11 protein-coding genes and 1 pseudogene are annotated in these 15,977 nt (G+C 46.8%); 10 read left to right on the forward strand and 2 right to left on the reverse strand.

Annotated elements, in window-relative coordinates; translation table 11 throughout:
- Nucleotides 1-14: 14 nt before the first annotated feature.
- A complete protein-coding gene (locus NCY57_RS09370; protein ID WP_330383264.1) occupies nucleotides 15-1,304 on the forward strand; it encodes an alpha/beta hydrolase in 1,290 nt (429 codons plus the stop codon).
- Nucleotides 1,270-3,081, forward strand: coding sequence for a DUF6320 domain-containing protein (locus NCY57_RS09375; protein ID WP_059086220.1), 1,812 nt, complete (start codon nucleotides 1,270-1,272; stop codon nucleotides 3,079-3,081). Before NCY57_RS09370 ends, NCY57_RS09375 begins: the two co-directional genes overlap by 35 nt.
- Before the next feature lie 142 nt (nucleotides 3,082-3,223).
- On the opposite strand, the gene NCY57_RS09380 is transcribed toward NCY57_RS09375, so the two are convergent.
- Both NCY57_RS09380 and NCY57_RS09385 read right to left on the reverse strand, forming a co-directional pair.
- Nucleotides 3,224-3,757, reverse strand: coding sequence for a DUF3877 family protein (locus tag NCY57_RS09380; RefSeq protein ID WP_161209162.1), 534 nt, complete (start codon nucleotides 3,755-3,757; stop codon nucleotides 3,224-3,226).
- Between the two features lie 47 nt (nucleotides 3,758-3,804).
- On the reverse strand, nucleotides 3,805-4,440 hold the full coding sequence (locus tag NCY57_RS09385; protein WP_022427162.1) for an endonuclease III domain-containing protein: 636 nt from the start codon (nucleotides 4,438-4,440) through the stop codon (nucleotides 3,805-3,807).
- A 256-nt stretch (nucleotides 4,441-4,696) separates the two neighbouring features.
- On the opposite strand from NCY57_RS09385, the gene NCY57_RS09390 reads away from it, so the two are divergent.
- The 8 genes and pseudogenes from NCY57_RS09390 to nikC all read left to right on the forward strand — a co-directional run bounded on the left by NCY57_RS09390 (nucleotide 4,697) and on the right by nikC (nucleotide 15,966).
- Nucleotides 4,697-7,138, forward strand: a complete 2,442-nt coding sequence (locus tag NCY57_RS09390; protein WP_173739369.1) for a methyltransferase domain-containing protein — start codon at nucleotides 4,697-4,699, stop codon at nucleotides 7,136-7,138.
- A gap of 4 nt (nucleotides 7,139-7,142) precedes the next feature.
- Nucleotides 7,143-8,060 carry a LysR family transcriptional regulator gene (locus tag NCY57_RS09395; protein ID WP_092071725.1) on the forward strand — a complete coding sequence of 306 codons (918 nt, stop codon included), beginning with the start codon at nucleotides 7,143-7,145 and terminating at the stop codon, nucleotides 8,058-8,060.
- A 479-nt stretch (nucleotides 8,061-8,539) separates the two neighbouring features.
- Nucleotides 8,540-9,456, forward strand: a pseudogene (locus tag NCY57_RS09400) (ABC transporter permease).
- Nucleotides 9,450-10,367: an ABC transporter permease gene (locus NCY57_RS09405; protein ID WP_118368493.1), complete on the forward strand. Its 918-nt coding sequence runs from the start codon at nucleotides 9,450-9,452 to the stop codon at nucleotides 10,365-10,367. The pseudogene NCY57_RS09400 and the gene NCY57_RS09405 overlap by 7 nt, the downstream one beginning before the upstream one ends.
- Nucleotides 10,368-10,461: 94 nt before the next feature.
- A complete protein-coding gene (locus NCY57_RS09410) occupies nucleotides 10,462-12,048 on the forward strand; it encodes an ABC transporter substrate-binding protein (protein WP_250789617.1) in 1,587 nt (528 codons plus the stop codon).
- A 25-nt stretch (nucleotides 12,049-12,073) separates the two neighbouring features.
- On the forward strand, nucleotides 12,074-14,023 hold the full coding sequence (locus tag NCY57_RS16810; RefSeq protein ID WP_274602082.1) for a dipeptide ABC transporter ATP-binding protein: 1,950 nt from the start codon (nucleotides 12,074-12,076) through the stop codon (nucleotides 14,021-14,023).
- A 132-nt stretch (nucleotides 14,024-14,155) separates the two neighbouring features.
- Complete coding sequence (gene nikB / locus NCY57_RS09425; protein ID WP_118062337.1) at nucleotides 14,156-15,100, forward strand: nickel ABC transporter permease; 945 nt, start codon at nucleotides 14,156-14,158, stop codon at nucleotides 15,098-15,100.
- Nucleotides 15,097-15,966: a nickel transporter permease gene (gene nikC / locus NCY57_RS09430; protein ID WP_173739367.1), complete on the forward strand. Its 870-nt coding sequence runs from the start codon at nucleotides 15,097-15,099 to the stop codon at nucleotides 15,964-15,966. The genes nikB and nikC overlap by 4 nt, the downstream gene beginning before the upstream one ends.
- The last annotated feature ends 11 nt before the right edge of the window (nucleotides 15,967-15,977 follow it).

Raw genomic sequence — 15,977 nt, forward strand, 5'->3', positions numbered from 1 at the left:
GGATGCTATCATAGGTGAAAATAAAGGAAAAATCCACGGAGGAAAAAGTAATCAAAAAATATTTACTGCGATTGAGACAACCACGTATAAAAAAGAAAGAAAACAGATATTATATCCGGGGCTATAAGGGAACGGAAGTGATCATCCGTACAGATCATGAGATCCTGAAGAGGATTGCCTACAGGCGTACCTGCGTGAAACAAGTCTGCATTCCTGGAAGATACGAAACAGAAACAAAATATATCTATACAAGAAAAGAAAACAGAAGAAGCCGCCCAGTCATAGTTCCGGGCATTCCGACCGGGAGAGAAGCGGCTATGCCACGTGCCGTGCGGACAGTGCTCCATGCTCTTTCCTATGGCGGGATCGAAGTGGAGGCTTCCAGAAAGCTGGCAGATCTTAAGAAGATGGATCCTATGAGGATCTTTTACAGGACACTGGATGCGGAAGTTTATAACGGAGACTATAAAGTGCCGATCCGTCTGTTTTTTCCAACAGAAGAGGACATGGAAAACGGTGCCGCCTCCGGAAAAAAACCACCGGTGATCCTGTTTTTCCATGGCGGTGGCTGGGTTACGGAAAGTGTAGAGAATTATCAGCGGGTTTGTGCCAGAATGGCACAGTCTACCGGTCAGATCGTGGCGTCTGTTGAATACAGGCTGGCACCGGAATACCGTTTCCCGGTGGGACTGATGGATTGTTATGCAGCTGCGAAGACTTTTTACACCAATCGTTTTCTTCTGAATACGGATCCGGATCGTATCACCATTATGGGAGATAGTGCAGGCGGAAATCTGGCAGCGGCTGTATGTATGATGGCCAGAGACCGCGGAGATTTTTTTCCCAAAAAACAGATCCTTATTTATCCGGCACTGAACAACTGTTATACGGAAGACTCTCCTTTTGAATCCGTAAAAACAAATGGAACCGGTTATCTTCTCACAGCGGAGAAGATGGAAGATTATCTGAAATTCTATGAGAGTTGTCCGGAAGACAGGAGGAATCCCTATTTTGCGCCGATCCTGGAGAAGAATTTTCGAAATATGCCGGATACACTGATACTTACCGCTGAGTTCGATCCTCTTCGGGATGAAGGTGAGGCATTTGGTGAAAAACTGAAGGAAGCGGGAAATCGTGTGGAAGTGCACAGGATCGCAGGTGCGTTTCACGGGTATTTTGCACTGGGGATCAAATTTCTGCATGTGCAGGAGAGCTTTGCATATGTAAATCGTTTTCTGGAAACAGAGGAACAGGAAGAAGGAAAGCATCATGAAGAACGAATATGCACAGTGGAGAAAACTTGACAATGCGGCGCTGGCGTTCCCGGCGGTGACAGGAAAGAATGACACCAGGGTATTTCGTTTTTACTGTGAACTGAAAGAAGAGATAAAAGAAGAAAACCTGCAGGAAGCCCTGGAGAGGACACTGGAAAAATATCCTCTTTTCCGTGCAGTTTTAAGAAAGGGACTGTTCTGGTTTTATCTGGAGAGACGTGATATTCCGGCAGTGGTAAAGAAAGAAGCAGGTGCACCCTGCAGCGGACTTTATATTCCGGACAAAAAAACGCTTCTTTTTCGGGTGAGCTATTATAAGAACAGGATTAATTTCGAGGTATTTCATGCGCTGACGGATGGAACGGGAGCCATGCATTTTCTGATGGAGCTGGTGAAAAATTATCTTCAGGAGACGCACCCATCCGCAGAGCTTCCGGAGCTTTTTTCGGATGAAAACATTACGGGCAGGGATATGGAGGAGGACAGCTTTTCCCAGTATTATTCCTCCGATGCGCCAAGAAAGAGAGAGTCCAAGAAGCCTGCTTTCCAGTTAAAAGGCGAGAAGCTCAGGCAGGAGGATATGAATATCACGGAAGTCTGTGTTCCGGTAAAAGAGATCCACGCCCGTGCAAAAGCGGCCGGTGTATCGATCACGGTTTTCCTTACGGCAGCACTTATCTGGGCGATCCATGAAGAAGTACCTCAGAATCAGGCGAAAAAGCCCATTGGTCTGATGATCCCGGTAAATTTGAGAAATTATTTTCCGTCCCGGTCTATGGCAAATTTTTTCGGATGGATCGAGATCAGCTGTTATTTTCAGCCTGATACAGCCTTTGAGGATATTCTGAGCTCCGTAAAGGAGCAGTTTGCAAAGGAACTGAGTAAGGACGTGATCGAAGCAAAGCTGAATGATTTGGTAAGCCTGGAGAAAAATCCGATCCTGCGTCTGGTACCACTGGAGATCAAAACCCCGTTCCTTCTTGCCGGGACAACTCTCGGAGGGAGGTCTATCACGGCGATCTATTCCAATGTGGGGATCATCCGGATGCCGGAGGAATATCGGAAATATATTCAGAGATTCGGACTTTTTGCAAGCACGGACAGTCTGCAGCTGTGTTCCTGTTCTTTTGGAGATGAGATGGTTTTAAGCTTTACGTCCAAGATCCCCAATGGAAATATTGAGCGGAATTTTGTGGAGAGACTGAAAAATGAGCAGGTATCCTGTAAAATTCGGGAGAATGATCTTCCGGGACAAAAAGAGGAGCAGAAACAGCAGATGAAGCTTTTTGAGAGCTTTACATTTCTGTGTATTGTGCTGGCTGTGGTATGTAATCTGATCGATTATCTGCTGGATAGTCATATAGGCTGGGCCTGGTTTGTGACTGCAGGGGCGTTCTGCACCTGGCTGATGGTTTCAGTGGCTTATGTGAAGCGGCGGAATCTTCTGAAGAATGAGATGTGGCAGCTGGTGATCGCAGCTGTTGCAGGAGTGCTTTGGGATGTGTTTACCGGTTGGCGTGGCTGGTCTGTGGATTATCTGCTTCCTCTGGCTTCGCTTGCTGTGATCTGCTCCATGTGGGTGATCACTGCGGTACAGAAGCTGGAGGTGGCGGAATATATGATCTATCTTCTGGAAGCAGGAGCTTTCGGAGGAGTGATCCCTGTGATCCTGCTGGCTGCCGGTGTGGTAACGGTGCTGTATCCGTCGCTGATCTGTATATGCGTCAGCTTTCTGATGCTGGTATGGCTGTTCCTGTTTAAGAGGAAAGATATGGTGCGGGAGATGCAGAAGAAATTCCGTGCATAGAAAATAAAAACAACCGTCGATCTGCAGAGGACTTTTTGAAGATCTGTCTGCAGACCGGCGGTTGTTTAGCAAATAAAGGAAGTTCCCTGCAGAGCTGCGAAAAGCAATAAGCAGAGGGGAAAACTTGCCCGGTGTTCGGAGATCAGAATCCGAAGTCCTCATAGTCCTCAGGTGTGAACTTATGATAGATCATATGCTCACCCTCCAGGGACAGACAATACCGGTAGTCATCCGGAATCCCGTCTTCGAAATATACAAGATAATCAAATCCGGTTCCGGTTGTTTTTTCCATGTGTACATGGTCGGAATAAGCATGAAAAACGTCCATCACTTCATCCAGAGTACAGCCATGACGGGCAACCGTGCCTATAAAGCGTACCAGAAATTCACTCGGCTTCCGGTTTTCGTGAACGTAGTCCGAGGCCTGAGGCGGCAGGGTGATGCAGAAACGCCCGTTTTTGGAAGAAGCCGTTACTTTTCCAAGACGGTCACAGGCATGATCTGAGAATTCTTCCATTGCATGCTGCATTTCTTCTTCCGTAAGCTCTGTGCCAAGAAGGCGGTTCAGAGACTGCAGCGGATAATAAAAACGGGTAACTCCGCTCATGTATCCGATCTTTACCTGTTGTTCCTGGATCATATCCAGGAGATTATTTTCCAGTTTTTTGAAATTCATTATGTTTTTCCTTTCCGGGGTCTGAAGGTTTATTGAACTGCATACATTCAGATCCCATTTTTTTCGCAGATATCATTGAGACAGCAGCGGTCACAGTAAGGCTTTGTCCGCGCTGTACAGACTTCTCTTCCATGATTGACAAGACGGTGGCAGAGATCATTGCCTTCTTCCGGAGGGATGATCTTCCAGAGAGCCATTTCCACCTTTTTTGGATCCTTCATGTCATGGACAAGGCCGATGCGGTTGGAAAGGCGGATACAGTGAGTATCTGTTACAATGGCGGGCTTGCCGAATACGTCACCCATGATTAGGTTTGCGCTTTTTCGGCCCACACCGGGAAGTTTCAGAAGCGCGTTAAAGTCTTCCGGCACCTTGTCGTGATACTGTTCGTGGAGAATGCGCATACAGGCGCTGATGTCCCGGGCTTTGCTTTTTCCAAGGCCGCAGGGACGTACAATGGCTTCGATCGCTTCCGGCTCTGCTGCTGCCAGGGCTGCCACATCTGGGTATTTTGCATAGAGATCCTGAACAACTACATTGACCCGGGCATCGGTGCACTGAGCTGCCAGACGGACACTTACAAGAAGCTTCCAGGCATCATCATAATCCAGTGTACAGTCTGCATCCGGATATTCCTTTTTTAAACGGCTGATAACTTCATAGGCCAGTTCCTGTGTTGTCATTTGTATATGAACCATCCTTTCAATTTCGGTTATATTACTGAATTACTACAGCCAGGATGATACCACAGCATTCGGAGAATTACAAGGTGGACAGGAGTACAGAAGCAGTGTGTGGCATTTGGGAATTTTATCAGCAGAGCAATTTTGGGAATCCCCCCCAGGGGCTTGTTAATACCCTGACAATTTGGTACATTAAACGTGACCTGTGAGGGACCTGATCTCCCTCACGTGAATAGAAAAGTGCGGAGGAATCAACGTGGAAAAACTTCTCGATGAAATCGAATCTTACTGGAGCACCCGTACAGAAGGGTACTCCGAAGTGAATCATAAAGAGCTTGCAGGAACGCAGAAAAACGCATGGCTTAAGGTGCTGACCAGTCAGTTTCCGGACAAACCCAAGGAAGAGATCCGTATCCTGGATATCGGAACAGGCCCCGGATTTTTTCCTGTGATCCTGGCAGAAGCCGGATATCATGTAGATGCAGTGGATTATACGGAAGGAATGCTGGAAAAGGCAAAGGAAAATGCAGGAGACCTTTGCCGGAATATCCGCTTTTTGAGGATGGATGCACAGAAGCTGGATTTTGAGGATAATACCTTTGACGTGGTCATTTCCCGAAATCTTACCTGGAATCTGGAGCATCCTGATGTTGCTTACAGAGAGTGGGTCCGTGTACTGAAGGTAGGAGGAAGACTTCTGAATTTTGATGCCAACTGGTACGGTTATCTTTATGAGGAAGAGCAGCGTAAGGCCTACGAAAACGACCGGAAAAATGTGGAAAACAACAGCCTGGATGATCACTATCTCTGTACGGATATTGAGCGCATGGAGCGGATTGCCCTCCAGGTACCGCTGTCAAAGATCAGTCGTCCCCAGTGGGATGTAAAAACTCTCAGAGAAGCAGGACTTCTTGGGATTCGCACAGACACAGAAATATGGAAAACGGTCTGGAGTGAGGAGGAGAGATTAAATTATCAGTCCACACCAATGTTTATGGTAACTGGTGTAAAGCCGGATCATTTCCTGAATCTTCCGGTTGCGGCAGGAGAAAAAACAGAAGGCTTTCTTGAGCTCGGAGATGGAGAATTTGTCCTTCCTGCAACCATCATCCGTGGAAAAGATCCTGGAAAAACCGTTCTCGTCACAGCAGGTCTTCATGCAGGAGAGTATGTAGGGATCCAGACTCTGATCGAGCTGTCGAAGCGGCTGAAACCGGAAAAGGTAAAGGGCCAGCTGGTTCTGGTAAAGGTACTGAACCGGGAAGACTTTGAGAAGCGTGCAGGCAGCATCAGCTGGGAAGACGGAAAAAATCTGAACCGTGTTTTCCCTGGCAGAAAAGATGGCACAAAAATGGAACGACTGGCAGCGGCCATCACAGAATCCCTGATCCGGAAGGCAGATTATTATATCGATCTTCACGGCGGTGATGATTATGAGGAGCTGACTCCGTATGTATATTTTGCAGGCGTGGCAAAGCCAGAGATCGTGGAAGCTTCCCGAAAAATGGCAGAGCAGGTTGATGTCCCATATATGGTACAGTCAAATGTGAGTACAGGCGGCGCCTACAATTATGCGGCAAGTACCTTCCATATTCCGGCGGTCCTTCTGGAACGCGGCTGTATGGGAACCTGGGAACGGGAGGAAGTGGATTCCATGCGAAGAGATGTAAGAAATATCCTCTGCAGCATCGGAGCCTATAACGGAATCCGTTCCCACAGTACGTACTATCCGCTGAAAATGGATGATGTGCGTTATCAGTGCGCCAGTGTCAACGGTCTCTGGTACCCGGTGAAGAAACCAGGCGATATTGTTCATCAGGATGAGTATCTTGGCGAGATCCGTGATTATGAGGGAAATGTACAGGAAATCTGTCGTGCAGACATGGATGGTGTGATCCTTTATCAGGTATCCAGTCTTCAGGTTGTGGAAGGCGGCCCTGTGATCACCTACGGAAATATCGTAAGAGAAAAAGACGAGCGGAAAACAAGGATCGCCCAGTACTGGACCAGGCGCAGCGACAGCTTTCTGGAACAGAGAAGAGCAGAGCTTCACAGTGCACTTGCAGGCCGCTGGATGACTGAGCTTAAGAAGTATCTGCCTGAGAAAAAGAATCTCCGGATCCTGGATGTAGGCTGCGGAACCGGATTTTTTACCATTCTTCTTGCAAAGGAGGGCCATCAGGTAACCGGGATCGATCTGACGCCGGATATGATCACTCATGCAAAGGAGCTGGCGGAGGAAGAAAAAGCAAACTGCCGGTTTATGGTGATGGATGCAGAAGCTCCGGATTTCCCGGATGAGGAATTTGACGTGATCGTATCCCGAAACCTTACCTGGACACTGCCGGATGCAGAACACGCTTATCAGGAATGGTTCCGCGTGCTGAAACCAGGCGGAGTGATGCTCAATCTGGATGCAAACTACGGAGCAGCAGACTTTGCGGACACTGCGGATCTTCCGGAGAATCATGCCCATCATCAGATCCAGGATGAGCTGATGCAGGAATGCGAGGATATCAAGCGGCAGCTGCCCATCAGTTCTTTTCTGCGTCCGGCATGGGATCTGGAAACGCTGAGCCGTATAGGTGTGGAAGAATTTTCCTTTGATCTTGGTATCAGCAAACGTATTTATACAGAAAAAGACGAGTTTTATAATCCGACCCCGATGTTTTTGATCTTTGCGAAGAAACCGAGGTAGGATCATGCTCAATATAAAACAGATCCAGTATTTTGCGGCCTGTGCCAAAACAGGCTCCTTCAGCCAGGCTGCAGAGCTGCTTTTTACCACGCAGTCAAATGTAAGCAAGGTAATCCGTTCCATGGAAGATGATATGCGTACCCAGCTGTTTGTCCGTCATGCAAAGGGCATAGAGCTGACACCGGAAGGAGAGCGTGCATATATCCATGTGCAGAGGATCCTGGAAAATATAGATGAACTGGAAATGCAGGCACAGCCACTTGCAAAAAGCAACCTGTGTGTATGCTTTCATCCCAGCTCCTGGTTTGCGGATACCTTCGTAACGTATTATGAAGCACATAAGTGCGATGATCTTCATTATCAGGTTTACGCAGCAGATACCCATGAGATCATAAAACGTGTGAAAGCCAGACAGGATGATATGGGATTCGCCTATGTGATGCAGAATCAGCTGGCAGCGTTCCAGTATTTTCTTTCCCGGAATTACCTGGAATTTGAGCTGCTGACGGAAACCGAGGTAAATATTTATACCGGGAAAAGGAAAGCAGATACAGCAGATGAGGGAGATTTTAATATGTCCCAGCTCAGGCTGATCCAGAGATTTCCCGATGAATTTTCCCCGGATAATTACCGGAACCTTGTAGAGGAAAACGGTCATTCCGCAGTGGAGGCAGAGACCGTAGTCGTAACAAACAGTGATTATATCGTGGAACGTCTTCTTGGGTCCGGAGAGTTGTGTAATATCAGTGGTGCGGATCTTTCCGGCCGTGATCCGGGATATTCCTCCGTGAAATATACATTTCCGGGAGAAGGCCAGAAACTTGTTTACGGGTGCATTTGCCGGAGAGGTGAAGAGCTCAGTGAACAGGGAAAGGATTTTCTGGGATTCGTGAAGGAAAGACTTCAGATTTCCGGGAAGTGATAAAAGAATAAAGCAAAAGACCAGACGGGATTTTTCTGCACGGGACACAGGTTCCTGATACAGAAAAGTCCCGTTTTTTATATGGAATACACATCCATGCTAAAACCGACTGTCCAATATCCCCGTACCGGGGTTGTCCGAAAGCTGTTAAATGATAAAATAATATCAGCAGCACACTCCGCGTGCTGAATATAAAAACACTGTGATGCACATAACCTCCGCGCACTCCTATTTGTGCATACAAATGTTTTGTCGAATAATAACACGACCCTTTCAAAAGCAGTTATGGTTTTGGATGCCATAACTGCTTTTGAAATATGAACACAAATCGCTCCACGATTTGTGTTCATGAGCATGCAGCAGAGCGGAATGCGAATGTCTGTCTGAACTGTAAAGGGCAGTGGGAAAGGAAAATTATGAACAAAGAAAATAAACTCGTCATCCGGATCCTGAAGCGGATCCTTCTGCTTGCTGTGGTTATGTTTCTGCTGTCTGTGGTGGTGTTCTGGCTGGCGAGACTGGCACCGGGAGATCCCCTGCAGTCCTTTTACGGAGATTCCCTGGAAATGATGACCAGCGATGAGGTGGCTGCGGCCAGAGCGAGACTAGGACTGGATCAGGGGATCGGGGTACAGTATGTAAGGTGGTTTACCAATGTAGTCCATGGTGATTTCGGATTGTCGCTGAAATACAGGCAGCCGGTTATGAATGTGATCAGACCGCTGATCGGAAATACTCTGGTGCTGGGAGGAATTGCTTATATTGTGATCTTTATACTGGCAGTTCTGATCGCCATATTCTGTACGCTTCATGAGAATCAGTGGATCGACCGGCTGATCTGCAAGATCGGAACAGCAGCCTATTATGTGCCGGCTTTCTGGCTTGGTGTGGTACTGATCCTGATCTTCAGTGTAAATCTTGGATGGTTTCCAAGCAGCGGTGCCTATGATGTGGGAATGGCAGATAGTATCGGCAATCGTATGAAGCATATGATCCTTCCGCTGGTAGTAATGATCTTCAGCCATCTCTGGTATTACGCATATATGATACGTAACAAATTCCTGGATGAGGTGCGGAAGGATTATGTACTTCTTGCCAGATCCAAGGGACTTTCCAAAAGAAGCATTGTCTTCGAAATGTAATGCCGACGATCGTGAGTATTATGGCAGTTTCGGTACCCCATGTAACGGGTGGGACTGTAACTGTGGAAGCTGTTTTCAATTATGCGGGAATTGGAAATCTTGCAGTGGAATCTGCTAAATATCACGATTATAACCTGCTGATGATCGATGTGCTGATCACGGGATTTATCGTATTTTTAAGCAGCTTTGTTGCACAGACTGTCAATGAAGAGATCGATCCAAGAATGAAGGATTCGGAGGTGAGGGTATGGTAGCTGACCGGAAGCTTTCAGAAGCTGAGCTTTTTCAGGTAGTTGGTGCCGGGTGGAAGCAGCAAGGATCTGAAAAACGAAAAAAAACATTTCGGGAAAAGCTGAAGGGGAAACCGGTATTTTCCATGGTCCTGCTTTTTCTGATCGTTTTGGGCTGTGTATTTGCAAATGTTGTTGCAAATCATGATCCCTCAGGTTTTTATCTCCAGAATCTGAATACACCGCCGGGAAAGGAATTTATCTTTGGAACGGATTCGCTTGGAAGAGATATTTATTCACTGATCTGGTATGGCGGACGGGTTTCTCTGGTGATCGGGCTTCTGGGAGCTGCGATCATTACTGTGATCGGTGTTACCTACGGATGTATCAGCGGAACAGCAGGTCCAAAGGTGGATTCGGTTCTGATGCGGTTTACGGAAATGTGCGGAAGTATTCCGACCCTTCTGCTGATCCTGATCCTGTCTGCGGTCCTTCAGGCCAATGATGTGATCAGCATATCTGTGATCATCGGTATTACCGGGTGGTTTGCACTGGCACGTATTGTAAGAAGTGAAGTGCGGCAGATAAGGAACAGTGATTATGTGATGTATGCAAGACTCTGCGGAGGAAGTTTTGGATATGTGATGTATCACCATCTGATTCCGAATTTTGTTTCGGCGATCATGTTTGTGGTGATCTCTTCGATAAGCAGCTGTATTACCATGGAATCTACTTTAAGCTTTCTTGGCCTTGGGCTTCCGGCAGATGTAGTTTCCTGGGGAAGTATGCTCTCGCTGGCAAATAAAGCACTGATCATGAATACCTGGTGGGTGATCGTGATCCCGGGAGTTTTTCTGGTCATTACTTTAATGTGCATTACCAGTATGGGAAGCTTTGTGAGAAGTGAGGTAAATAATCATTACAGTAATCTCTGATGCAGTCAGAAAAAATATTTGGACGCAAACCGTGATAAAACATTCCGAAGTGTGGATAACCGGTTTGAAAATAAGGAAAGATGAGGAAAACAGAGTGAAAAAGAGAACAGGAATCAACTATGGCAGAAAATATGCGGCGATAACGCTGGCAACAGTGACCGCAGCATGTACAGGAGCAACTGCAGGCAGTGCGGTAACCGTAGCTGCGGCAGAAGAAAACAAAACTCTGGTATATGCAGGTGAGTCAGAAAGTACGATCAATCCCCTTCTGAATAACCATGATGAACTTCCGGATCTTATTTTTTCAGGACTGATGAAATATGATGCCAATGGAAAGCCGGTAGAGGATCTTGCAGAGAGCTATACCTTTGACAAGGATACCAATACCTATACTTTTAAGCTTCGAGATGGTGTTAAGTGGCATGATGGAGAAGATTTCAATGCAGAGGATGTTGTATACACCTATAAGGAGCTTACAGAGGATGAAACCCTGGGAGCCAGCATCACCAGCAACTATCAGGACATTACAAGTATTGAGGCACCGGATGATCAGACTGTGATCTTTACACTGGATCAGTATGATGCTGCCATGCTGGATTACTTCACCATGGGAATCCTTCCAGAGCATCTTCTGGAAGGGGAGGACATAAATACTACATCCTTTAACCAGAATCCGGTGGGAACAGGCCGTTATAAATTTGAAGACTGGGATGCTACCGGCGGAATGATCACACTGAAACGAAATGAAGATTATTACGGAAAGGTTCCGAATATTGAAACCGTTGTATATCGTACAGTATCGGATGAGACTACAAAGGCAACCATGCTCCAGTCCGGTGAGGCGGATCTTGCATGGCTGAATTCCAACTATGCTTCTCAGTTCAAGGATAAGGACGGATATAATTACTGGGAGTTCACCACAGCAGATTACCGTGGAGCGGCCATGGATATGAGCACAGATTTCTGGAAGGAAAACAGAGATTCCATCGGCGTTCTGAATTATGCGCTGGATAAGGATTCCATTATTGCAGGTGTTCTTGCAGGACAGGGAGAGGCAGCTTACAGCCCGATCCAGAGAAACCCTCTCGGAACAGATAAGGAAGCCAATATCTACTCCTATGATCTGGATACCTTTGCAAAGAAGATGGAAGAGCTGGGATGGAAAAAAGGTGATGATGGGATCTATGAGAGAAACGGACAGAAATTCCACTTTACCATCCAGGTACGTGATTACGAGGAAGAGCGTGTGGATATTGCCAATGTCATGTCTGATATGCTGAAGCAGGCTGGCGTGGAAATGGAAGTAAAGCTTGTTACCAAATTTGACTGGGATGCAGGATACAATGGATTTCTTGCCGGCTATGCAACACAGTTTGACCCGGATATGGCATATGTAAACTTTGTAACCGACGCAAGTGGAAACAACATGCATTATTCCAATGCAGATGTGGATAAATATCTTGAGGAAGGCCGTCACGGTGAGACTGAGGAAGCCAGAAAAGAAGCATATAGTGAATTCGAAAAGGCATATGCCAAGGCACCTGGAATCCTTCTGGTTGCTTATCTTCAGGGAGATTATGTAGGCGTTTCCGGACTTGACGGACTGGATACCACACGTGTTCTGGGACATCATTCCGTAGGTGTTATGTGGAATATTGAAGACTGGACCATTACAAAATAAGGAAAAGATCATGCAGGAAACCGTTTTGGAATTAAAAAACTATTCGGTAAGCTTTGACACACCGGACGGCAAGGTACAGGCCGTCCGGAATGTTGATCTCACGGTAAAAAAAGGAGAGATACTTTGTATCGTAGGTGAGTCCGGATGTGGAAAAACCGTTATGTGCCGTAGCGTGATGAAGCTTCTGCCACCGAATGCACATGTAAAAAGCGGAGAGATCAGTCTCTGCGGAGAGAATATCACAGCCTATAAAAGAAAAAAAATGGAAAAGCTGTGCGGAAGTAAGGTAAGCATGGTGTTCCAGGATCCTATGCTGACGCTGAATCCGACGATCCCTGTTGGCAAACAGATCACAGAGGCTATTATCAAAAATCAGAAAGTATCCAGGGATGAGGCGAAAAAAAGAGCTGTGGAAATGCTGAAGCTGGTAGGGATTCCGGATGCAGAACAGCGCTATGGACTGCAGCCTCATTTTTTTTCCGGAGGAATGCGTCAGCGTTGTGTGCTGGCTATTGCACTGGCCTGTGATCCGGAAATATTATTTGCCGATGAGGCGACTACAGCACTGGATGCAACCGTGGAAGCAAAGATTCTGGATCTGCTTCTTGAGCTGAGAGAAAAAACAGGGATCAGTATTGTGTTCATATCTCATGATCTGGGAGCTGTTGCAAGGATCGCAGACAGAGTTGCAGTTATGTATGCAGGAAAGATCATTGAGATCGGGACAGCGGAAGAGGTTTATTATGATCCCCGGCATCCTTATACCTGGGGACTTCTGTCTTCACTGCCTGTATTTGCAGGTGAAAAAGGGGAGCTGAATCCGATCCCCGGAATGCCGCCCTCTCTTTTGAATCCTCCGCCGGGAGATGCATTTGCCGTTCGAAATCCCCAGGCGCTGGCAATCGATTATGAACAGACTCCGCCGATGTTTAAAGTCAGTGATACGCATTATGCAGCCACATGGCTTCTGGATGAAAGAGCTCCGAAAATAGAAAAGCCCGCCATTTTGAAGGACAGATTACAGGAAAACAGCGGCCGTAAACAGAAACCGGATAAAAAGGAAGCGTCATTTTTACAGAAAACAGAACAGAAACAGGCGCCTGTACTGATCGAAGCCAGAAATCTGAAGCAGCATTTTCGTATCCGTTCCGATTATACGATCCATGCAGTGGATGATGTTTCCTTCCGTATCCGGGAAGGTGAGATCATGGCACTGGTGGGAGAGACCGGCTGCGGAAAATCCACAACAGCCAGAACGCTTGCAGGAATCTACCGGCCCACAGGCGGGGAGATCTTTTATCAAGGAGCAAGAGTGCCGGATAAAAAGGATCCTTTCGGAATGCGGAAGAAAATGCAGACTGAGATCCAGATGATCTTTCAGGATTCGGGTGCTGCACTGAATCCCCGAATGAGCATACGGCAGATCATGCTGGAGCCTGTAAAGATCAGCCGTAGGATCCGTGACAGAGAAATGCTGGAGAACAGGCTTCGGGAAATCCTGAAGGAGACAGGACTGGATGAAAGCATTCTGTCGAAAAAGCCGGGAGAGCTTTCCGGCGGACAGAGACAGAGAGTTGCCATAGGAAGAAGCCTTCTCATGGAACCACGTCTTATCATTGCAGATGAACCGATCGCATCGTTGGATATTTCTATCCAGGCACAGATCGTCATGCTTTTTAAAAAGCTTCAGCAGGAAAAAAGATTTTCGTTTCTTTTTATTGCCCATGATCTGTCCATGGTACGTTTTTTAAGTGATACAACCGGTGTGATGAAAAACGGAAAGCTGGTAGAAATGGCACCTACAAAAGAGCTTTTTGAAAATCCGCAGCATCCTTATACACAGTCCCTGCTTTCTGCGATCCATATCCCGGATCCGCTGGAAGAGAGAAAACGGAGGCTGATCGAGTATGAAGAGCCACAGTCTCTTGGAGAGGGCTGGAAAGAATTATCCGCATGTCACTGTGTGAGAATATAAGAACATGATGGAATACATATGCATGACAAAATGGAATATGTAAAATCCCCCCGCCGGGGTTGTGGCAGAACAGCCGTGTTGTTAAACTTTTGTTATTCGAAATACTGAGAAACAAAGTGCGGAGAGGAAAATATGGGAAAATATATAATAAAACGGTTGCTGCAGTTGATCCCGGTCCTGATCGGGATCACATTTCTTTCTTTTGCCATGATGCGGCTTGCCGGCGGAGATGCAGTAACTTATATGTATGAAAATGCAGGCTCTGCAGTATCCCAGGAGGTCATTGATAAGGCAAAGGCAGAATATGGCCTTGATAAACCATTCCTTGTACAATATGCTGCCTGGTTTGCGGGAATGGTAACCGGAGATATGGGAGAGAGCTATGTGTCTCACAGAGATGTCTATGAAACCTTTATTTCAAAGCTTCCGGCAACGATGATGCTGACTCTGTCATCGATCCTTCTTACAATTGTTCTTGCGATCCCGTTGGGAATCCTGTCAGCAGTAAAGCACAACAAATGGGTAGATTATCTGATAAGATTTTTAAGCTTTATCGGCAATTCCATGCCGAATTTTTTTGCTGCCATGGTCCTGATGTATTTTCTGTCCATCAGGCTGGGCGTTTTACCGGTAGTCACAAATACAGATCTCGGACAGAGTATTATTCTGCCGACACTGACACTGGCGATCTCCATGGCTGCAAAATATACCAGACAGGTGCGTGCCACGGTTCTGGAAGAACTGAATAAGGATTATGTGACCGGAGCCCGGGCAAGAGGGATCCGCAGTCGTGTGATCATCTGGAAGAGTGTAATGAAGGCTTCCATGCTGACGATCATCACACTGCTGGCTCTGTCCATCGGCAATCTTCTGGGAGGAACTGCCATTGTGGAAAATATCTTTATGTGGGATGGTGTCGGAAAACTGGCGGTAGATGCGATCACCATGCGTGACTATCCGATCATCCAGGCTTATGTGGCATGGATGGCGGTTATTTATGTTCTGGTAAATCTGGTGACAGATATTATTTACCACTATCTGGATCCGAGAGTACGACTTGGAGGTGACAGAGCATGAGTGGAAAAAATAATATCACAGTCCGGAAGCAGAAGATCCGGAAAAATCATACAAAAGCAAAGCTTGTCTTTTTTCTTGTGCTTACAGCATTGCTTCTGTTTGTAGCGGCATTTGCAAAATATCTCTGCCCTTATGATCCTTATGTCCAGGATCTGGCACTTGCCCAGAAACCGCCGGGACCGGAGCATCTGCTCGGGACAGACCGTTATGGAAGAGATATGCTTTCCCGTGTGATCATAGGAAGTACGACCAGTATTTATGCAACGCTGCTCCTGGTTGCGGTGATCACCGTGGTGGGAACGGCTATTGGTATTTTCTGTGGCTGGAAGGGCGGCAAAGCCGATACTGTTCTGATGCGTATCTCCGATCTGTTCCTGGCTTTTCCGGGACTGGTATTTGCCCTGGCAGTAGCAGGTGTTCTGGGAGGCGGTATCCAGAATGCGATCATTGCCCTGGCAGTGATCAGCTGGCCGAAGTTTGCGAGACTTGCCAGAGGGCTTACTCTGACTCAGAAGGACTCTGCATATCTTATGGCGGCGAAGCTTTCCGGAAGCAGTACAGGAAAGCTTCTGCTCAAACATATCCTTCCCAATATCGCAGGCCCCATCCTTGTTACGTCAGTTCTTGATATCGGAACCATGATGATGGAGCTGGCAGGACTTTCCTTTCTCGGGCTTGGGGTAAAGCCTCCAATGGCAGAATGGGGAAGTATGATCAACGATGGAAGAAGTATGCTGCAGATTTCACCATGGATGGTACTTGCGCCGGGAATGGCGATTTTTATTACAGTAATGATCTTTAATCTTCTGGGAGATACGATCCGGGATTATATGGATCCGAAGGAACGAAACAGGAGAAGAGGATAACAGGCACTTAT

The organism is Blautia sp. MB18-30 (genome assembly GCF_023669475.1).
Classification (GTDB): Bacteria; Bacillota; Clostridia; order Lachnospirales; family Lachnospiraceae; genus Blautia_A; species Blautia_A fusiformis.